The 20,590-nt window shown below is 61.6% G+C and carries 18 protein-coding genes; 12 read left to right on the forward strand and 6 right to left on the reverse strand.

What is annotated here, in order from left to right:
- Positions 1-141 precede the first annotated feature (141 nt).
- Positions 142-1,530, forward strand: coding sequence for a class II fumarate hydratase (gene fumC, locus GH983_RS10155; RefSeq protein ID WP_054151033.1), 1,389 nt, complete (start codon positions 142-144; stop codon positions 1,528-1,530).
- Between the two features lie 48 nt (positions 1,531-1,578).
- Here the strand turns inward: fumC and GH983_RS10160 are convergent, their stop codons facing one another.
- Complete coding sequence (locus GH983_RS10160) at positions 1,579-2,451, reverse strand: GGDEF domain-containing protein (RefSeq protein ID WP_153762339.1); 873 nt, start codon at positions 2,449-2,451, stop codon at positions 1,579-1,581.
- A 167-nt stretch (positions 2,452-2,618) separates the two neighbouring features.
- Between GH983_RS10160 and GH983_RS10165 the strand changes: the two genes are divergently transcribed.
- Together GH983_RS10165 and GH983_RS10170 are read left to right on the forward strand one after the other, a co-directional pair.
- The gene (locus GH983_RS10165; RefSeq protein WP_153762340.1) at positions 2,619-4,226 is read left to right on the forward strand and encodes a fumarate hydratase; all 1,608 of its coding nucleotides are present in this window, start codon (positions 2,619-2,621) and stop codon (positions 4,224-4,226) included.
- Between the two features lie 217 nt (positions 4,227-4,443).
- Positions 4,444-5,508, forward strand: coding sequence for a GGDEF domain-containing protein (locus GH983_RS10170; protein WP_054151036.1), 1,065 nt, complete (start codon positions 4,444-4,446; stop codon positions 5,506-5,508).
- A 13-nt stretch (positions 5,509-5,521) separates the two neighbouring features.
- On the opposite strand, the gene GH983_RS10175 is transcribed toward GH983_RS10170, so the two are convergent.
- Both GH983_RS10175 and GH983_RS10180 read right to left on the reverse strand, forming a co-directional pair.
- Positions 5,522-6,130 carry a pyridoxamine 5'-phosphate oxidase family protein gene (locus GH983_RS10175; protein WP_153762341.1) on the reverse strand — a complete coding sequence of 203 codons (609 nt, stop codon included), beginning with the start codon at positions 6,128-6,130 and terminating at the stop codon, positions 5,522-5,524.
- A 67-nt stretch (positions 6,131-6,197) separates the two neighbouring features.
- The gene (locus GH983_RS10180) at positions 6,198-7,124 is read right to left on the reverse strand and encodes an alpha/beta hydrolase (RefSeq protein WP_153762342.1); all 927 of its coding nucleotides are present in this window, start codon (positions 7,122-7,124) and stop codon (positions 6,198-6,200) included.
- A 48-nt stretch (positions 7,125-7,172) separates the two neighbouring features.
- On the opposite strand from GH983_RS10180, the gene GH983_RS10185 reads away from it, so the two are divergent.
- Positions 7,173-7,664: a MarR family winged helix-turn-helix transcriptional regulator gene (locus tag GH983_RS10185; protein ID WP_054151039.1), complete on the forward strand. Its 492-nt coding sequence runs from the start codon at positions 7,173-7,175 to the stop codon at positions 7,662-7,664.
- Here the strand turns inward: GH983_RS10185 and GH983_RS10190 are convergent.
- A complete protein-coding gene (locus GH983_RS10190; RefSeq protein WP_153762343.1) occupies positions 7,645-8,007 on the reverse strand; it encodes a gamma-butyrobetaine hydroxylase-like domain-containing protein in 363 nt (120 codons plus the stop codon). The two genes, GH983_RS10185 and GH983_RS10190, sit on opposite strands and share 20 nt — an antisense overlap.
- Positions 8,008-8,212: 205 nt before the next feature.
- Here GH983_RS10190 and moaA point away from each other — a divergent pair, with 205 nt between their 5' ends.
- Entirely contained in the window at positions 8,213-9,199 is a 987-nt protein-coding gene (gene moaA, locus GH983_RS10195; RefSeq protein ID WP_246727560.1) for a GTP 3',8-cyclase MoaA, read from the forward strand.
- Between the two features lie 24 nt (positions 9,200-9,223).
- Here moaA and GH983_RS10200 read toward each other — a convergent pair whose 3' ends face one another.
- A complete protein-coding gene (locus GH983_RS10200) occupies positions 9,224-11,758 on the reverse strand; it encodes a methyl-accepting chemotaxis protein (RefSeq protein ID WP_194842815.1) in 2,535 nt (844 codons plus the stop codon).
- A gap of 229 nt (positions 11,759-11,987) precedes the next feature.
- Between GH983_RS10200 and GH983_RS10205 the strand changes: the two genes are divergently transcribed.
- From GH983_RS10205 to mobB, 4 genes are read left to right on the forward strand one after another with little or no spacing between them, the layout of a single operon-like run.
- Positions 11,988-12,893 (forward strand): DMT family transporter, encoded by a 906-nt coding sequence (locus GH983_RS10205; RefSeq protein ID WP_153762346.1) that lies wholly within the window; start codon positions 11,988-11,990, stop codon positions 12,891-12,893.
- Between the two features lie 29 nt (positions 12,894-12,922).
- Positions 12,923-14,128, forward strand: coding sequence for a multidrug effflux MFS transporter (locus tag GH983_RS10210; RefSeq protein ID WP_069041200.1), 1,206 nt, complete (start codon positions 12,923-12,925; stop codon positions 14,126-14,128).
- A gap of 4 nt (positions 14,129-14,132) precedes the next feature.
- Complete coding sequence (gene mobA, locus GH983_RS10215) at positions 14,133-14,759, forward strand: molybdenum cofactor guanylyltransferase MobA (protein ID WP_069041199.1); 627 nt, start codon at positions 14,133-14,135, stop codon at positions 14,757-14,759.
- Positions 14,756-15,277 (forward strand): molybdopterin-guanine dinucleotide biosynthesis protein B, encoded by a 522-nt coding sequence (mobB, locus tag GH983_RS10220; RefSeq protein ID WP_069041198.1) that lies wholly within the window; start codon positions 14,756-14,758, stop codon positions 15,275-15,277. The genes mobA and mobB overlap by 4 nt, the downstream gene beginning before the upstream one ends.
- A gap of 66 nt (positions 15,278-15,343) precedes the next feature.
- Here the strand turns inward: mobB and GH983_RS10225 are convergent, their stop codons facing one another.
- Complete coding sequence (locus GH983_RS10225) at positions 15,344-17,677, reverse strand: OmpA family protein (RefSeq protein WP_153762347.1); 2,334 nt, start codon at positions 17,675-17,677, stop codon at positions 15,344-15,346.
- A 360-nt stretch (positions 17,678-18,037) separates the two neighbouring features.
- Here GH983_RS10225 and GH983_RS10230 point away from each other — a divergent pair, with 360 nt between their 5' ends.
- The 3 genes from GH983_RS10230 to GH983_RS10240 all read left to right on the forward strand — a co-directional run bounded on the left by GH983_RS10230 (position 18,038) and on the right by GH983_RS10240 (position 20,553).
- Positions 18,038-18,811, forward strand: coding sequence for an ABC transporter substrate-binding protein (locus GH983_RS10230; RefSeq protein WP_054151046.1), 774 nt, complete (start codon positions 18,038-18,040; stop codon positions 18,809-18,811).
- A 111-nt stretch (positions 18,812-18,922) separates the two neighbouring features.
- Positions 18,923-19,726, forward strand: coding sequence for an ABC transporter permease (locus tag GH983_RS10235; RefSeq protein ID WP_054151047.1), 804 nt, complete (start codon positions 18,923-18,925; stop codon positions 19,724-19,726).
- A complete protein-coding gene (locus tag GH983_RS10240) occupies positions 19,723-20,553 on the forward strand; it encodes an ABC transporter permease (protein WP_153762348.1) in 831 nt (276 codons plus the stop codon). The genes GH983_RS10235 and GH983_RS10240 overlap by 4 nt, the downstream gene beginning before the upstream one ends.
- Positions 20,554-20,590 lie beyond the last annotated feature (37 nt).

Raw genomic sequence — 20,590 nt, forward strand, 5'->3', positions numbered from 1 at the left:
GCATGCGTGAGCGGCACCACAGATTACTTGACATGATTTGTCTACTTATGTTCATCGGCTTGCATCACATGCGTCGCTCCCTAAATGCAAAGCACCGCTCCGTTACCAGCCAGACCCACCATCTCACAGGCAGGAAAACCCATGGCCCATCGCACAGAAACCGACACTTTCGGCCCGATCGAGGTCGCCTCCGACCGCTATTGGGGCGCACAGGCTGAGCGGTCGCTCGGCAACTTCAAGATCGGCTGGGAGAAGCAGCCGCTGCCGATCGTGCGAGCGCTGGGGATCGTCAAGCAGGCGGCCGCGCGCGCCAATATGGCGCTCGGAAAGCTCGATCCTGCTCTCGGCGATGCGATCGTCACCGCGGCCCAGGAGGTGATCGACGGAAAGCTCAACGATCACTTTCCGCTTGTGGTCTGGCAGACGGGCTCCGGCACGCAATCGAACATGAATGCCAATGAGGTGATCTCGAACCGCGCCATCGAGATGCTGGGTGGCGAGATGGGCTCGAAAAAGCCTGTTCACCCCAACGATCATGTCAACATGAGCCAATCGTCGAACGACACCTATCCGACGGCCATGCATATCGCGGCGGCAGAACATGTCGTCCATCATCTGCTGCCGGCGCTCAAGCACCTTCACGCCGCGCTGGATGCCAAGGCGAAAGCCTTTGCGCACATCATCAAGATCGGCCGTACGCACACGCAGGATGCGACGCCTCTGACACTTGGTCAGGAATTTGGCGGTTATGCCGCTCAGGTCGCCTCATCGATCAAGCGCATCGAAATCACCCTGCCCGGCCTCTACGAACTCGCCCAGGGCGGCACGGCCGTTGGCACGGGCCTGAACGCCCCGATCGGCTTTGCCGAGAAGGTGGCGGACGAAATCTCCAAGATCACCGGCCTGCCCTTCATCACCGCACCGAACAAGTTCGAAGCGCTGGCAGCCCATGACGCCATGGTCTTTGCCCATGGCGCGATCAATGCAGCCGCCGCAGCTCTCTTCAAGATAGCCAACGACATCCGCTTCCTCGGCTCGGGTCCCCGCGCCGGTCTCGGCGAACTGGCGCTGCCGGAAAACGAGCCCGGCTCGTCGATCATGCCGGGCAAGGTCAATCCGACCCAGTCGGAGGCCCTCACCCAGGTCTGCGCCCACATCTTCGGCAACCAGACGGCCATCACCTTCGCCGGCAGCCAGGGCCATTTCGAGCTCAACGTCTACAATCCGATGATGGCCTACAACTTCCTGCAATCGGTCCAGCTTCTGGGCGATGCCGCCGTCTCCTTCACCGACAATTGCGTCGTCGGCATCGAGGCCCGCGAGGACAACATCCGCAAGGGCGTCGAGAATTCGCTGATGCTGGTGACGGCGCTCAACGGCAAGCTCGGTTACGACCTCTGCGCCAAGATCGCCAAGACAGCCCACAAGAACGGCACCACTCTGCGCGAGGAGGCCGTCGGCGGCGGCTATCTCACCAACGAGGAATTCGACCAATATGTGCGGCCGGAGCTGATGATCGGACCGCAGTGACGCCTGTCATCAGGTCCGCAAGACGCGAGGGGTACGAGCCCCTCGCCTTCAGGGCTTCAATGTCTCCAGTCCGGTGCGAAGCGTATCCTTGGCTCTGAAAAGCGCCATGTCCGCTCTGTGCAGGAGGTCGGCCATTGCTTCATCACCCCGGCGTGGAGCAAGGCCAAAGGTCAGCTTGAGGCTGCCCGGAGAGAGCGGGCCGACTTCAAGTTGCTCGACGCTTCTCCGAATGGCCTCGCAGCAGGCATGGACCACGGCGGGCGCGTCATCGGCAAAAAGCAGCATGAAGGTCGTTCCCGACATGCGTGCAGCAATCTGTCGAGGCGCAAAATGTTGGCGCACCAGATCGCCGACGGCCACGAGCGCCAGATCGGCCAACTCGCGTCCATGCCTGGCACTCAGGGCCTCGATCGTCTCCAGTTCGAAGACTACGACGATGATGTCGATGCCACCGTCGACTTGACCGGGAAGGTGCGGTAGCGGCACCGCGTAAGCGGCGCTGGCGTTCAAGAGACCGGTCAGCGGATCAAGTGCCGGCTGTCCGTTCACCCGTTCCGCAAGTGCCGAAATCTCCCCGACCATGCCGCAGACGGCCCGCGTGACCACCGAAATCTCGTCTTCGCCGTGTTTACTCAGCTTTTCCTCGGTGAAGGTGCCGCCGGCGCGGTATTGGCTGATTGCGCTCGCGAGGTTTCGCAGCGGTAGCGTCAGCCACCACATCGTTGCGAGGCAGGCAATCGTACCGATCAGCGTTGCCACCAGAACGACAAGGCCGACGGACAGCGCGTTCGAACTCGCGCCAGTGCCGAAGTTGAGCAGCAAGGCGATCAACGGGATATGGATGCAGACGAAGCAGACCAGAAAAATCTTGACGACGATCGATCGTCGCCAGCTCGTTCCCTGCGTTACATTCAAGCCCATGATGCACCTCCGAATCCAACGCACGCAACGCGTGTCCGGGCCGGGGTTTTTCAGATACGCGGCCGCCCTGTCAACGCTTGAGCCTTCGGCTTTCGGCGCATTGAAATCTTAAGGGCTAACGCTTAAACCACCGCAAACTCCAAGCTGATGCCACGAAAGGCCCCGTGATGGCAGACGATCTGTTCCCAATTGGCGAAGACACGACCCCCTACCGCAAGATCACGTCCGACTACGTCTCTGTCGAAACCTTCAAGGGTCAGGATATCCTGACGGTCGAGCCCGAGGGCTTGCGCCTGCTCGCCGAAACCGCACTCTCGGATATCAACCACCTCCTACGCCCCGGCCACCTGAAGCAGCTCGCCTCCATCCTCGAAGATGCTGAGGCAACCGACAATGATCGCTTCGTCGCCTTTGACCTCCTGAAGAATGCCAACATCGCCGCCGGTGGCATTCTGCCGATGTGCCAAGACACAGGCACCGCAATTGTGATGGGCAAGAAGGGCCGCCGCGTCTGGACGGACGGGCAGGATTACGCCGCACTGGCCGAGGGCGTGCGTGACGCCTATGAGCGCCGCAACCTGCGTTATTCGCAGCTCGCACCGATCAAGATGTTCGAGGAAAAGAACACCAAGACCAACCTGCCCGCCCAAATCGATCTTTATGAAGAGGGCGAGGACGCCTACAAGTTCTTATTTATGGCGAAGGGCGGCGGTTCGGCCAACAAGACCTTCCTGTATCAGGGAACGCCGTCGCTTCTGACCCATGACCGGATGATCGACTTCCTCAAGGAGAAGATCCTGACGCTGGGTACGGCAGCCTGTCCCCCCTACCATCTGGCAATCGTCATCGGCGGCCTCTCCGCCGAGATGACGCTGAAGACCGTCAAGCTCGCCTCGGCGCGCTATCTCGACGACCTGCCGACCGAAGGCTCGGAGAGCGGCCACGCCTTCCGCGATCTGGAGATGGAAAAGGAAATCCACAAGCTCACCCAGTCTCTGGGCGTGGGCGCTCAGTTCGGCGGCAAGTATTTCTGTCATGACGTCCGTGTCATCCGCCTGCCCCGCCACGGCGCGTCGCTGCCGATCGGCCTCGGCGTCAGCTGTTCCGCCGACCGTCAGGCCAAGGGCAAGATCACCCGGGACGGTATCTACATCGAGCAGCTCGAGACAGATCCGTCGAAATACTTGCCCGAGATCGACGACACCGCCCTCTCCGCGTCGGTCGTCAAGATCGACCTCAACCAGCCGATGAGCGCGATCCTCGCCGAATTGACCAAGCATCCGGTCAAGACGCGCCTGTCGCTGACCGGCACGATCATCGTCGCCCGTGACCTCGCCCATTCGAAGATCCGCGACCGCCTGGAAAAAGGCGAAGGCATGCCGGACTACATGAAAAACCATCCGGTTTATTATGCCGGTCCGGCCAAGACCCCGACCGGCTACGCCTCCGGCTCCTTCGGCCCGACCACCGCCGGCCGCATGGACAGTTACGTCGACCAGTTCCAGTCCTTCGGCGGTTCTATGGTGATGCTGGCCAAGGGCAACCGTTCGCGCGCCGTGCGCGAGGCCTGCAAGACCCACGGCGGCTTCTACCTGGGATCGATCGGCGGCCCTGCCGCCCGTCTCGCCCAGGACTGCATCAAGAAGGTCGAGGTTCTGGAGTATCCTGAACTCGGCATGGAGGCCGTCTGGAAGATCGAAGTCGAAGACTTTCCGGCCTTCATCGTCACCGACGACAAGGGCAACGATTTCTTCCAGGAATTCAATCTCGGCTGAAATTCGTCGAAAACAATGCTCGCACGTTGCGGAGGGAAACCTCCGCAACGGTAAATTACCGCTTGTTTTACAAGATGTTGTGAAAGTGGGCGCTAAGCGCTCATTTCGCGCCCGTCACTTCTCATGGCGAGAAGATTAAACATTTTCAAATCATTTGCCGCTAATTGAATCTTTGGACCCTTGAATGTCTCGAGTGACCACAATTGGAGTTGGCCGAATGAGCACGGCAACACCGCCAAAGACGCAGGTACCTGACGTTGCGGCACAGATCACATACGCAATGCGCTCGATGGGGGTCGCCCCGATCCCGCGCAATTATGAACTGTTCTATGAAGCCTATATCGGCTCCAATCCGTCTCTCACCCGCGAGCTGGCAGCACTTGGTAGCCGTGCCACGCAGGACGAGCTCGACGCGCTCGGAGAGCAGTATTTCGGCAATCATCAGGGCCGCGCCATCGAGAACGCCCATTCGAAGCTGATCGGCGAGCTGGATGGACTGTTGCGCCTGCTGCAGCAGGAACAGACATCACTGCAAAGCTACAACCGGCTCCTCGGCGAAACCTATCACCGGATCAACTCGAAGAGCACGAACAGCACCGACATCCTGCGCAGCGCCATCAACATCCTGACGGAAGCCACAGGCTCGACCATGGCGCATGGCGAACAAACCGTCGTGCAGATGTCTGAACGGTCGAAGGAGATGGACGAAGTCCGTCGCGAACTCGACGAATACAAGCGAATTGCCAACACCGATTCCCTGACGCGCATTGCCAATCGTCGCGCCTTCGACGAAAAGCTCGCCGCCGTCTACACGAGCGATGCCAGACCGCTGGCGGCTCTGGTGCTCGCCGACATCGATAACTTCAAGAAGGTCAACGACGCCTACGGCCATCCGGTCGGCGACAAGATCCTCGCAACAGTTGCCACCGTGATCCGCAGCAATGTCCGCAAGGACTGCTTCGTCGCCCGCACAGGTGGCGAAGAGTTCGCGATCATCATCGAGGGCAACACCGCAGAGGAAATCTTCCAGACCTGCGAACGTGTCCGCATTGCGCTTGAAACGACGCCGTTCAAGAACTCCAAGACCGGCGTCAATTACGGCCCGATCACCATATCGCTCGGGTTCGCCATGGCCGCAGATGCTGAAGATGCCGGCGAACTTTACGCGAAGTCCGACATCGCCCTCTACTGCGCCAAGAATGCCGGCAGGAACCGGACGAAGCCCTATGAAGACGGGATGAAGAAGGACTTCACCAAGAGCTGGCTGATCTACAAACGGTGATCCCTTCCGGAGATCACCACATCGTCTTCACTGCACGGTCAGGCCATTCGCGATCATAGGTATCGCGATCGAAGTCCTGCTTTGCAGCCTTCAGCATGTCACCAGGCGTCGGCAGATCGTTGGCCGCGACCTGCCTTTCGGCATTCCACAGCTCCGCCCGCATGACGGCCCGCGCACACTGGAAGTATGCCTCCTCGATCGTCACCACGACGACGCTTCGCGGATGGCGTCCATCCATCTCAAAGCTTTCCAGAAGTTCGGGCGCGACCGAAACCACAGCCCGGCCGTTGATCCGCATGACACTGTCCGAGCCCGGAATGAGAAACATCAGTGCAATGCGAGGGTCCCGCACGATGTTCAAAAGCGAATCCACGCGATTATTGCCGCGCCAGTCCGGAAGCGCGAGCGTCCGGTCGTCTTCTATCCGCACCACCGCGCCGCGATCGCCGCGGGGCGAGCAATCAAGGCCCTCCGGACCGACGGTCGCGAGCGCCACGAAGGGCGAGCGCTCGATCATCGTCCTGTAAGCCGAGGTCAAAGAGGCAGTCACCTTGGCGGTCGAGGCCTCTCCTGCCTCGCCATAAATCGCCTTCAAGTCCTCGACCGTCGTTATCACTGTCATGCCGAACTCCTCACTCCGACCGCCGAGCCTAGCGGCAGCCCCGGGTTAGGCAAGAGCAATGACAGTTCTATGACACCTTGCGGTCCCCGGCCCTCGACACGCCCTCTGCGCCGGCGAGGAAGGAAGCAACCGCGGCGATGACCTCCGGCGCGCTGACGATCCTTCGATGTCCATGGCCATTGGCCCAGAGATGGCGGATATGCGGCGACACGCCGATATAGCGCTGCGCATGGCCGACATTGACCTCTTTGTCGTCTTCGGCATGCACCACAAGCAGCGGCCGATCGATGCGTCGTGCGACCGCGACACCATCAAGATCTTCGACCTGCGCGCCGACCAGATCCATGGCCCGATTGCGCATGGCGCCGACGCTGCCACGCCCAAGCCCCACCATGGCAGCAAAACCGTTGAACACCTCGCCCATGCTGGAAGGTGAGCCGATCAGCGCGATCCTGGGCGCATTTAGCGGCTGCAGTTCCGGAAACACGCGCCCTGCCGCCATCATGACGGCGGCACCACCGAAAGAGTGGCCGACGACGCCATCGAACCGCCCGAAATGGCGCTCGGCGGCAACGATGGCTTCGGCTGCAATCTTGAGGTCGAGCCGGCGGCCGCTGGACGCACCGTGCCCCGGCAGGTCAAGGACCACCACTTCGGCACCCGTTTCACGCAATCCGAGCGCCATTTCGGAGAGATACTCCGCACGCGAGCCCCAGCCGTGGACCACAAGAAACCTTGGGGCAGAACCGCTCCCCGACTGCGAGCTGAGATGGTGGGCGGCGGCCATGCCGCGCGTCAGCGCCAGACGAACGGTCGAGGCCTGACGCAGCCGACTGCGTCCGGCGATGAAGACCTGCCGTGCCTTTTCGCCTTTCGGGCGGCGGCTCGGGGTTCGACAGAAAAGCTCGAAGGCAATCCGGCCGGCAACGGTCGGCGAGACCTTCTCCAGCTGCGCGAAAGCCAGGCGGGTGACCTTGAGAGGAAAGGATGGCATAGTCGGAATCCCATCATAATGTTCAATGCTGAACAACAAAGTACAAGAATGAACGAAAAGCAAGCCTTCCCCTGGGACCATCCTCGTTTTCGCAGTTGGATATCGGTAGCGCGCGCCTGCCAGCTGATGCAGCAGGCACTCGCACGCGCGCTCGCTCCGCTCGACATCAAGCCACCGCACCTGGATATCCTGGTCAATCTCTACCGGTTCGAGGGGATTTCCCAGCAGGAACTCGCCCGCAAGCTTCTGGTTGGTCGCTCCAATATGAGCATGCTGTTGCCGCAGATGGAAAAGCGCGGGCTTCTCGAGCGCAGGGCCGACCAGCGGGACAAGCGGGTGCTGAGACTTTTCCTGACGGAAGAGGGCCGGAGCCTGAGCGAGAAGGCGATGCAGATCCAGACGGAACTCATCGAGCGGACACTGTCTGCAACGCCGCTCGACGACTGCCAACGCCTCGCCGAGACGATGGACCTCCTGATCCAGCGCATGCTCTCGTCCGACGTTCTGGTCGATCCTGACCTCAGCGAGGATCGCGGCTGAGTTTCTTCTCTGCCAGTTCCTGTTCGTAAGCCGCGAACTTTTCGCCGCCGCTCTCACCGAGTTCGCGCAGATAGATCCAGGTGAAGATGCCGGTATCATGGCCGTCGTCAAAGGCGATGCGAACGGCATAATTGCCTGTCGGCACCATCTGCCGGATTGCGACATTGCGCTTGCCCGGCACGGTGACTTTCTGGCCCGGACCATGACCCTGGACTTCTGCCGAGGGCGACAGCACGCGCAGCATCTCGGCAGGAAGCACAGCTGTGACACCGTCATTGAAGCTCACGGTCAGCAGGCGCCTGTCCTTGGACACCTTCAGTTCAGTCGGCCAGATCTCGGTCATGCAGTCCTCGCAGTGTTCCAGGCAGTTGGCGCAGACCTAGGTCGATCCCGCGCCGTTTGCAATCCGAATTGATGCAACGGGCCGGTGTCAACTTGACGCCTGCAAGGCTTGGCACCACATTGATCCAAACACCCGGGAGAGTTTTTTGGATCATAGCCCCGCCGATTGGCGCCATGCAGAACCGCTCGTTGACCAAGCAAGCCCGATGATCGACCCCTTTGGCCGGTCGGTTACCTACTTGCGCGTCTCTGTCACCGATCGATGCGATTTCCGCTGCACCTATTGCATGGCGGAAAACATGACCTTCCTGCCGAAAAAGGATCTCCTGACACTGGAAGAGCTCGACCGGCTCTGTTCCGCCTTCATCGCCAAGGGCGTGCGCAAGCTACGCCTGACAGGCGGCGAACCGCTGGTGCGCAAGAACATCATGCATCTCGTACGCGGCCTCTCCCGCCATCTCGGCAGCGGTCTGGACGAACTGACCCTCACCACCAACGGCTCGCAGCTCGCCCGCCATGCCGCAGAGCTTGCGGATTGCGGCGTTCGCCGCATCAACGTGTCCATTGACACGCTTGATCCTGCAAAATTCAAGGAAATCACCCGCTGGGGCGAACTCGACAAGGTGCTTGAAGGCATTCGCGCGGCCCAGGCCGCCGGCATCGGCATCAAACTCAACGCTGTCGCTTTGAAGGATTTCAATGAACACGAGATCCCGGAGCTGCTGCGCTTCGCCCATGGCGAAGGCATGGATCTGACGCTGATCGAGACCATGCCCATGGGCGAGACCGGCGAGGATCGGACAGACCAGTATCTGCCGCTCTCCCTCGTGCGTCAGAGGCTCGAAGAACAGTTTACCCTCGACGAAATTCCCTACCGCACCGGCGGCCCCGCCCGTTATGTCGAGGTGAAGGAAACCGGCGGGCGCCTCGGCTTCATCACGCCGCTCACCCACAATTTCTGCGAAAGCTGCAACCGTGTCCGGCTGACCTGCACCGGCACGCTCTACATGTGCCTCGGTCAGGATGATGCCGCAGACCTGCGTACCGCACTGCGCGCCTCCGACGACGATGCCTATCTTTCTGCCGCGATCGACGAAGCGATTTCGCGCAAGCCCAAGGGCCACGACTTCATCATCGATCGCAACCACCGCAAACCAGCGGTGGCCCGCCACATGAGCGTCACCGGCGGCTGAGTGCCGCCGGCTTGCTCTTCACAGTTACGCCGAGCGGCGATAAGCCTGTGGCGCACCGCGCTCAGTGTCAGTGCGGAAGCGCGAGATCTTGTGCATCAGGATATCGACGCGCTGGCGCAGCCCCTGGATCTCGGCATTGTTCTCCTCAACCATGGCGGCGTTCTGCTGGGTAATCAGCTCGACATCTCGCACGGCAGACGTCACCTCGCTAATGCCGGTCGACTGCTCACGGGTCGCCGCCGAAATGCGTTCCACCAGCGACTGCACCTCTTCGACCTGATCGATGATCGACTGCAGAGCGACACCGGTGTTCTCGACGAGTTCGACACCCGACTTGACCTGATTGCCGCTGACTGAGATCAGCGTCTTGATCTCCTTCGCCGCATTGGCGCAGCGCTGAGCAAGGTCACGCACTTCCTGCGCGACGACAGCAAAGCCACGACCAGCCTCGCCGGCCCGAGCCGCTTCGACACCCGCATTCAGTGCCAGCAGATTCGTCTGGAAGGCGATCTCGTCGATGACGCCGATGATGGTCGAGATCTTCTCAGAGGAACGGCTGATTTCAGCCATGGCCTCAACCGCCTTTTTGACCACCACGCCGGACTGGCGGGCGTGATCACGCGCCGACTGCACGGACTGGGCGGTACGCCCTGCCCCGTCGGCTGTTGAGCGTACGACATCGCTCAGATGCGAGAGCGCCCTCACGCTTTCCTCAAGCGCCGCCGCCTGCTGTTCGGTCCGGCGAGCAAGATCATCGGCAGACACCGCAAGGTTCTCCGTTCCGGCATTGATGTCGACGCTCGCCGCGCGAACCTCTTCGAGCGTCGCACGCAGTGCTTCGACCGCCTGGTTGTATGTCGAGGCCATGGCGACGAAATCGGCCGGCAGGTCGTCACGCATGGAGACGTTGAGCTGGCCGTTGGCAAGTGCCTCAAGCACCGAGGACAGCGCTTCGAGCGCCGACCGCTGGTCGGCCTCGACGCGGGCCCGGTCCTGGGCACGCTGCGCGCTTTCCTGCTCCGAGCGCGTGCGCGCAGCTTCAGCCTCTTCTTCCAGTCGCCGGTTTTCGAGCGCCGCATCACGGAAAACGGTGACCGACCGCACCATATCGCCGATTTCGTCGCCGCGATTGCGGCCCTCGATCGGGACGGACAGGTCGCCGCTCGCCAGTCGCGACATCACGCCGGTGATCCGCTTCAGCGGCGCACGCAGTGTCTCGACCAGCATCAGACCGCCGATGATCGCAAGCAGGGTGCCGACGACCATGGTGATCACGGAAATCGTCGCCGACCGTTCGCTGTCCTCGCGGCCGATTTCCTGGGCTTGGGCGACGAAATTTCGCAGCGATTCCATGGCGGCAGAAACGGCCGCATTGGCGGCCAGTCGCTCGTTCTGCCAGCTACGCCCGGCGTCGAGCCTAGCCTGGGACATCTCCGTGATTGCCGCCAGATGCGGTGCAATCTTTTGGGGGAAGTCGCGCAGTGCACTGTTCTTGGCGCCAAGTTCAGAGATCCGGCCGGCGACAGATTGAAGAGCGTCCATTTCGCGGATGACGACGATGCGGCGGTCGTCGTCGAGCGAACCCAGCATCTGCTGCACCCGCAACTCGATGGTCGCCACTCCGAGTGCTGCGGTATCGACGAGGGCCATCAGCTCCTTCTGTTCGGCAACGAGTCTGTCGAGGCTGACGAAACGGTCGGCGGCGACATCGCTGTTTTTGGCGGCCTGCAACGTGATCTTCTGCTCGATCTCAACGAGTTCGGACAGCACAAGGCCGAGTTCCCGGGCCTTGGCATCAACCGGGTTGGATAGGGCAAGGATCGTTTCGATCTTGCCGATTGCGGCACCGACCTCGCCAACAAGGACTTTGCCCTTTTCGGAGGCGATCTCGTTCGCCTTGGCCAGATCCTTCTGCATCGGAGCGAGATAGAGTTTCGCTTCGTCGAGCTGTTCTTCCGGTGTGAAGGCCATCTGCACGCCGACACGCAATTTGCCGAGACGATCAAGCAGCGACTTGAAGGCGGAGGCGTCGAACAGCAATTCCTTGGCGAAGCGCTCCTTGCCGGCAAGATCGTCGCGGACGAAATCGACCTGCTTGACGATCTGCTGGCCCTCCGCCTGCAAGGCGGCAACGGCCGCGTTCAGGCCAGAATCCAGTTCCTCGCGCGCGGTCTTGTTGTCCCACAAGGTTGAAGTCTGAGCCCGCATCTGGACCGGCAACTGCGTCAGTGCCGACAGGTCGACGGTCTGAGCCTGCTTGGCGAGCACGCCATTCAGCACGCCGAGCCCCCTGTCCTGGCTGTCGATGGCCGAAAGAAGAGCCGCCCTGCTCTCCTCTGTCGGATCGAGGCTGAACTCCTGCAGGCCCTGCTGCAGCTTTTCCAGATCACTGATATTGCCGATCGTGGCACGCGTGACGGTCATATGCCCGTTGAGGGTGGTCGCAGTCCAATAGCCCAGGAGGCCGACACCGGCCATGAGCAGAACGAGAGGAACAACAAAAAGCAAAACTTTGGTGACGATCCTGCGACTTTGCAGGAGACGATCAATAAAACTCATGAGACCCTCGGGAAGGCCGAAATCCCGCGAGGTCATCGCGCAGGATCGAAGGAAAGGAGCCGCCTCATGCAGTTCCATCGGCGAGCTTGTCTTCGGGAGTTTGAGCAAAGGTTAACCGGATACCGCGTTTTTGGCACTGCAGCATCGTTTCAGGGCCATAACAGCGGGAATAAGGTTTCTCGCGCGTGCTCCTTGGTCTAGAACCGGCGGGTACGCACGGGAATCGAGCATGGCATTATCCGAGAACACCCGAGGCGCCCTTCTGATGGCGATCTCGATGGCGGGCTTCACCTTCAACGACGCTCTGACGAAATCGGTAACCGCTGAACTGACCGTGGCGCAGATCATGTTCGTGCGCGGCGCATTTACCGCGGTTCTGGTCTATATCGTTGCGCGCCGCATGGGTGCGCTCGACCACATCAAGAACATCCTGCAGCCGCTGATCCTGTTGCGCATCACCTTCGAGACGGTCGCAGCCGTCGCCTTTCTCGCAGCACTCGGCCAGGTGCCGCTGGCCAATGCCTCGGCGATCCTGCAGTCTCTGCCTTTGGCCGTGACCCTTGGCGCCGCCTTGTTCTACAAGGAGCCCGTGGGCTGGCGTCGATGGACGGCGATCGGTCTCGGCTTCATCGGCGTGCTCGTCATCATCCAGCCAGGCCCTGAGGGCTTTAGGCTCGCCTCGCTCTACATCGTCTTCTGCGTGATCACCGCAGCCGGCCGTGATCTCGTCACCCGCCGGATCGATCCGCGCATCTCGTCGCTCTCGGTCACCCTTTTCACCGCAGCCTCCATCTCCTTTGCCGGCCTGCTGCTCATTCCAGCCTTTGGTGGCTGGCAACCGATGTCCGGCAGCGCGCTCGGCAAGCTCGCCTTTGCCTCGGTCTTCCTGTTTGCCGGCTATCAGGCGATCATCATGGCCATGCGCACTGGCGAGATCTCCTTCATCGCGCCCTTCCGCTACACCAGCCTGCTCTGGGCGGTTCTGCTCGGTATGCTCTTCTTCGGCGAAGTGCCGGATGTCTGGATGGTCGTCGGCGCTGCCATTGTCATCGGCTCCGGCCTCTACACATTCTATCGCGAGAGCAAGCGGAAGGCGGCCCTCGCCCGCCGCGCCGATCCGGCCTCCCCGGGCTGATCTCGTTTGCAGTGCAAGGACATTTGAGCGTGCAGCAACAGTCTCGCTTTTTCGACAGGACCACGGCCCCGCATATCGTCAGTCTCGTGGCGATTGCCGGATTGTCGGCCCTGACAATGAACATCTTTCTGCCGGCGCTGCCGGCCATGGCCCTCGATTTGCGCGTCGACTACGACCGTGTGCAGGTCCTGGTCTCAGGCTATATTGCGATGACCGCGCTGGTGCAGCTAGTCATCGGCCCTCTGTCGGATCGCTATGGCCGGCGACCGGTGATGATCGGCGCATTGCTGATCCTGATCGTTTCCTCGCTGGTCTGCCTGCTGGCAAGTTCGATCGAGGTCCTGACATTCGCCCGGATGATCCAGACGGCTGTGGTCGCGGGTCTCGTTCTCTCCCGCGCCATCATCCGCGACATGGTCCCCATGGACGAAGCGGCCTCGATGATCGGTTATGTGACCATGGGCATGACGCTCATCCCGATGGTCGGCCCGACGCTCGGCGGCGTGCTCAGCGACAATTTCGGCTGGCGCTCGAATTTCGCAGCCATCCTGATTGCAGCACTTGCCGTCCTGTTGCTCGTCTACCGCGATCTCGGCGAGACCAACCGCCAGAAGAGCGGCAGTTTTTCCGAGCAGTTCCGGGCCTGGCCACGGCTTCTCGCGTCCCCCCGCTTCTGGGGCTACACCATGGCCGGCACCTTCACGTCTGGCGCCTTCTTCGCCTTTCTCGGCGGTGCACCCTTCGTCGGCGGCACACTGATGGACCTGACGCCCAGCATGCTCGGCCTGCAATTCATGTTCATCGCATCTGGATATATCGCCGGCAACTATCTGTCCGGACGTTTCGCTCGCCGCGCAGGCATAGACATGATGATGCTGGTCGGCGGCGTGGTCGCCCTGGTCGGCGCCGCCATTCCGATCATCTTGCTTGCCCAGGGATATGTCTCCTATCTAGCCTTCTTCGCCCCGCAGGTCGTGGTCGGCTTCGGCAATGGCCTCTCCCTGCCGAGCACCAATGCCGGCATCGTCAGCGTCCGGCCGGAACTCGCGGGCTCGGCTTCCGGGCTCGGTGGCGCGATCACCATGGGCGGCGGCGCCTTCGTCTCCTGGCTTGCATCCCGAATCCTGTCGGTCGAAACCGGCGCCATGCCCTTGCTTCTCGTCATGCTCGCCTGCTGCATTCTGGCACTTGTCGCGGTCGTTTTCCTGCGCTTTGCGCCAGGGGAAGAGCGGTGAGCCTATGACGCACGAGTTCCGACCTCCCGCCGTCATTCTCGCTGGCGGCCTGTCACGCCGAATGGGCGCAGACAAGGCGGAACTGAAACTGCGAGCGATACCGCTAGCCCTAAGGGTGGCCGAACGGTTGCAGCCGCAGGCTTCCGCAGTCTACCTCAACGCTTCTGAAGGACATCCGCTTGCAGCGCGTCTCCCGCTGATCCCGGACACGCGTCCCGACCGGCCCGGTCCTCTCGCTGGAGTGCTGGCAGGCATGAAGCGATTTACCGAATTACCTGATGCGGCGACGCATCTCCTGACCACCCCCTGCGACACGCCCTTCCTGCCCAGCGATCTGGTGATGCGCCTGGCAGAAGTCGCGAGAAGCGAAGTGATCGTGCTGGCAGCCAGCAACGGCCGCACCCATCCGATCACGGCGCTCTGGCCGGTCGCTTTGGCAGAGGATCTCGAACATTGGCTTGATGACCCGAAGCATCGCCGCGTCTTCGACTACGTCGCCCGCCACCCGGTGGAGGTTGTGGATTTCGACCCCTACGAAGGGCCCTTTGGTCCAGTCGACCCCTTCTTCAACATCAATACGCCCGACGACCTCGCAATCGCCGAGGCCATCGTCGATCAGGGTTCAAGATGACCAAAACCCCGCGCATTTTCGGCATTGCCGGCTGGAAAAATTCCGGAAAAACCGGGCTTGCCGTGCGGCTGGTTGAGGAATTCACCCGGCGCGGCTACAAGATCTCGACCATCAAACACGCCCATCATGACTTCGACATCGACAAGGTCGGTGCCGACAGCTATCGGCACCGCGAGGCCGGCGCCCACGAGGTCGTCATCGTGTCCGGAACCCGTTATGCCATCATGCACGAGCTGCGTGGCGCTCCCGAACCGAGTTTCGAGGAAATCCTCGCCCGCATCGGCCCCTGCGACCTCGTGCTGATCGAAGGCTACAAGCGAGAGCCCGTCCCGAAGATCGAAGCGCGTCGGGAAGCATCCGCCAACCGAGAACCTCTGGCACCAACGGATCCGCACATCCGCGCGATCGCGGCTGATCACCGCGTCGAGGACACCGATCTGCCGGTCTTCGACCTCGACGACACCACGGCGATTGCCGACTTCATCGCCTCGGTCACGGAGCTGCCACCGCTGTCCTGACATACCCCCGACAGAAAAGGCCGCCGGATCGCTCCGGCGGCCTTCTTCGTTTCGTCAGTTGGTCGATCAATCGTTGCTCGACACACCGGCCGGGCGGACCAGCGTGGTCACGCGGCGGATCGCGACGCGACGGTTCTGCTGTTCGGCCGCTTCCGTGCGGATCTTCAGGAAGCGCTCGCCGTAGCCCTGGACCGACATGTTTTCCGGCGGGATGCCGTAAACTTCGGTCAGTAGGTTCGCGACGGTTTCTGCACGCCGGTCGGAAAGGACGAGGTTCGAACGATCCGAACCGACGGCGTCCGTATGGCCTTCGATCAGGAAGACTTCGCCCGGATCCTTTTCGAGCAGTTGCTCAATCGCCTGGGCAACCTTGCGCAGGGTACGAGCCTGTTCCAGCGGCACCTCGGCAGAACCCGACGGGAAGGTAATCGTATCGAGGTCGATACGACGAACCTTGTCGCGGATACGCGCCGACGACTTCACTTCGTCGATCGAATAGACGCGCTCGACACGCTCGACCGGCGGCTGGCCGAGGAACTCATAGTAGTCCCGGTCCGGCGAACGCGTTGTGCTGACGATGTAGTCGCTGACCGGAATGGTCAGACGCATCGGCGGCAAGGACAGACCGACGTCGACATACATGGTCGGACGTTCTCTGTCGGCTTCCGGCGAATACATCAGTACATATTCCCGACCGCGCGGAGAAATGCGCGAACGGATGATGATGTCACCGTAACGGTTGTACACCGTCACCAGCTTGCTGCCGTCGGCACGCTCGATGGTCTCACGCGTGCGGCCACGCGGGAGCTGCTCGTAATAGGTCTCCTCGGCATCGTAGCGCAGACGTTCGCGGTCGTCGCCACGAACAACGATCCGGTCGCCGACATTGATGACCGTGCGGTTATCGATCTGCTCGATGACCCGGACCTCTGTGACCTGATTGACCACGTTGTTCTGCACGATCGTGTTGTTGGTGACGTTATTGGTGACATTGTTGGTCACCGTGCTGTTCGACACGTTGTTGACGACGGTTGTCGGCACTTCGAAGGTCGGCGCAGCATCAAGCGTCGTGCCCTGCTCGGCAATCGTCGCCTGCATCGTCTCCTGATCGGCGGCGGTCGTTTCGACCTGAGCCTCAGCATCGGTTTCCGGCGGCGGCGCCACATCTTCCTGGGCACGCAATTCGTTGCGCTGCTCACGCACACCCTCGCCGCCCGTGTTGTCGGCATCCTTGTCGCTGTCGAGGACGGCTGCACCGTTTTCAACCGGCAGAACGACCGTCTCGGACGTCTGGGACGGATCCTCGGCGATGGCTTCCTTCTCTTCGGTCGTGCGGGTGTCGGTGATCTCCTGCACCGGCTGATCAGCCGGCGGTTCTACGGCAGGAACGAGCACTTGCTCGCCTTCCGGCTGGCCTTCGGCTGGTACGTCCTCACCGGTTGCCTGCTCTTCCACGGGCTGCTGGTCGGCCGGCTGTTCAGCCTGATTGGCAGGCACTTCGCCTTCGGTCGCCGGCTGTTCGCCTGCAGCGTCCTGACCGGGGCGCAGCTCTTCTTCGGCGGCAGGAGCCTGCTCGTCGGTCTGTTGGGGAGCTGCCTCTTCCTCGGTCGGCTGCTGCTCTTCGGCTGGCTGTTCTTCAGCGGGCTGCGGCTCCTCGGTCGGCTCGGTTGCGGGAGCCAGGCATTCAGATTCTGAGGCTGCCTGCGAACCATCGGCACAGGTCACGGCCTGCGGTTCCTCGACAGGTTGCGCTTCTTCAGCCTGCTGCTGGGCTTCGGCCTCTGCGGCAGCCTGAGCTTCTGCTTCGGCCTGACGCTGAGCTTCCGCTTCTGCAGCGGCCTGGGCTTCTGCTTCTGCTTCTGCTGCTGCTGCCTGAGCCTCTGCCTCGGCGGCGGCCTGAGCTTCCGCTTCGGCCTGACGCTGGACTTCTGCCTCGGCGGCGGCCTGAGCTTCCGCTTCGGCCTGACGCTGTGCCTCCGCCTCGGCGGCTGCCTGAGCTTCGGCTTCGGCCTGACGCTGAGCTTCTGCTTCGGCAGCGGCCTGAGCCTCGGCTTCAGCCTGACGCTGAGCTTCCGCCTCAGCGGCTGCCTGGGCTTCTGCCTCAGCCTGACGCTGCGCCTCCGCCTCGGCGGCAGCCTGAGCTTCCGCTTCGGCCTGGCGGCGTGCTTCTTCCTCAGCCGCCGCCTGGGCATCGCGGGCAGCGCACGTCTCAGCATCAGGCGCTTCCGAGCCATCCGTGCAGGTGACGGCCTGGGCCAGCTGGATCAGCTGTTCTTCAGCCTGTCGCGTCTGCGTCTGGCGTTCTGGATGTCCGGTGACAGACGCAGCGACAGGCTTCGCCAGTACCGCGACAGACAGGACCGGGATTGCCACTGTGTTGAGCAATCTCTTGTTGAACATACCTTGCGTTTCCTTCCCTACGCACGGGCCGGTGACAGTGTCATCCGGGTCCGTGCTGTTGAATGCGTGCTCGATTGTGCGAACCGAAGCTGCTGCCAAACTAGATTTCTCATAATTAACCGTGGCTGAACGAGTTGGAGCGGCTTTTGCTCCACCAGACAACACCGGGCTGAACAAAAAAATGTCTTCCGTGGCCCCTGGTGGAATTAAGGGGGCAAATTTTGTCGATCACGCGGTTTGTAGTTGATTTCGGCTGGGAAACCAGACGAATATTGGGCCCAAGTGTGGTCGACCATACCACACGATCACGGACAGCCGCCTCAAAACAACAAACGGCGTCCACCCAACAGAGAGGATCTCATGCGTATTCCGACACGTTTTCTGGCCGCAGCATCGATCGCTGCCCTTTCGCTCTTTGCCGGTTCGGCCATGGCGCAGGAAAAGCTGATCATCGGCACCGAAGGCGCCTATCCGCCCTTCAACAACCTTGAAGCCGACGGCTCGCTGTCTGGTTTCGACATCGACATCGCCAAGGCGCTTTGCGAGGAGATGAAGGTCACCTGCGAATTCGTCACCCAGGATTGGGACGGCATCATTCCAGCCCTTCAGGCCAAGAAGTTCGACGCCATCATCGCATCCATGTCGATCACCCCGGAACGTCTGGAGAAGGTCGACTTCTCCAAGAAGTACTACAACACTCCGCCGGCCGTTGCCGTGCCGAAGGATTCGACCATCACCGACGTAGCCGGCCTCGCTGGCAAGACGATCGGCGCCCAGTCTTCGACCACGCATGCCAACTATGCGGAAAAGCATATGGCGGACAGCGAACTGAAGCTCTACCCGACCGCTGACGAATACAAGCTCGACCTCGAAGGCGGCCGCGTTGACGCCGTCGTCGACGATATCGTTGTTCTCTCGGAATGGCTGAAGACCGAAGCCGGCGCCTGCTGCAAGATCCTGACGCCGCTTCCGGTTGATGTCGAAATCAACGGCGATGGCGCTGGTATCGCCGTCCGCAAGGGCGAGACAGAGCTGGCCGACAAGTTCACCGCAGCGATCGCCGGCATCCGTGCCAATGGCAAGTACGAAGAAATCAACAAGAAGTATTTCGATTTCGACGTTTACGGCGAGTGATCCCGGGATAGACCGATAAAACCAAGTGGCGGAAGTCGAACACTTCCGCCATTTTGCATTTGAACTGCAACGACATGAAAAAGGCGGGAAAAACCGCCAAGGGGGAATGGCATGGGCGGATTGTCTTCCGCGCTCGGCTCGATCTGGGACTGGATCAATTACACGTTCGATCCGCTCTGTGGTCCCGTCGGGCTCTTCCGGCTGTTGGCGACCGATACGCTTGTCGGCTGCGGCGACACCGGCTGGGGCGACGAGATCGCCTTCGGCGTCAAGGTAACGATCTCGCTGGCACTTGCGACCCTGCCCGTCGGACTTGCCCTCGGCTTCCTGATTGCGCTGGCGCGCCAATCGGGTGAATGGAGCCTGCGGGCTGCGACCGGCGTCTACACGACCATCTTTCGCGGGCTGCCCGAACTCCTGACACTCTTCATCGTCTATTTCGGCTTCCAGATTCTCGTCCAGTCCGTCCTGACCTGGCTCGGGATCGACCAACGCGTCGAGATCAATGCCTTCGTGGCCGGCATGATCGCCCTTTCGGTCGTCTTCTCGTCCTATGCCTCGGAAGTTCTGCTGTCGGCGTTCCAGGCCATCCCGCGCGGTCAGTACGAGGCCGGTAGCGCGGTCGGCCTGTCGAGGCGCAAGACCATGTGGCTGATCATCGTGCCCCAGTTGATCCGCATCGCCCTCCCGGGCCTCAGCAATCTCTGGCTGGTGCTCCTGAAGGATACGGCGCTCGTCTCGGTCATCGGCCTGGCAGACATCGTGCGGCAGACGGGTGTTGCGGCGCGCGTGACCAAGGAAGCCTTCATGTTCTACGGGATTGCCTGCCTTCTCTATCTCGTGCTTGCCACAGTCTCCTCGATCGGCCTGAACGCCATCGCACGCTGGGCAAACCGCGCGGAGGCGAGCCGATGACCCACGCATTGGAGATGATCCCTGCCCGCCCGGCGCCACCGGTGAAGGCAAGCCGTATCAACCTGGCCCGCGTCGCGGGTTATGGAATCCTCACTCTCTGGGCTGTTCTCGGGCTCGCACTTGTCTGGTACCTCGCATCGAGCTGGGATCCGGCAAAGATCGAGCGCTATGGCTGGCGGTACCTGGACGGTCTCGCCACCACCCTGATGCTGACCTTCGGGTCGATCACCCTCGGCGCGCTCCTTTCCCTTCCCGTCACCTTCGCCCGCATGGCGCGGAACCCAATCCTGAACACGGTCGCCTACGCCTATGTCTATGTCTTCCGCAGCACGCCGATGCTGTTGCAGATCTTCCTGATCTATTATGGCCTCGGCTCATTCCGTCCGCAGATCGAAGCGATCGGCCTCTGGTGGTTCTTCCGCGAGGCCTGGTATTGCGCGCTGTTTGCCATGACGCTGAACACGGCAGCCTATCAGGCGGAAATCCTGCGCGGTGCGATCCAAAGCGTACCGCGTGGTCAGACGGAAGGTGCCAAGTCTCTCGGCCTGCCCACGTCGATTACCTTCTGGAAGATCATCCTGCCGCAGGCCCTGATCGTCGCCCTTCGCCCATATGGCAACGAGATCATCTTCATGATCAAGGGCTCGGCCGTCGTCGCAGTCGTCACCGTTCTCGATCTCATGGGCCAGACCCGCTACGCCTTCTCGCGCACCTTCGACTACCAGACCTATCTCTGGGCGGCGATCTTCTATCTCGCCATCGTCGAGGCGCTGCGCCACGCATGGGGTGCGATCGAGGCGCGCCTGACCCGTCACCTGAAACGCTGACCATCGGTTGGCGACCCCGCCTTGGGTCGCCAACCGC

Origin of the sequence: Agrobacterium sp. MA01 (genome assembly GCF_009650195.1) — a bacterium.
Lineage (GTDB): Bacteria > Pseudomonadota > Alphaproteobacteria > Rhizobiales > Rhizobiaceae > Allorhizobium.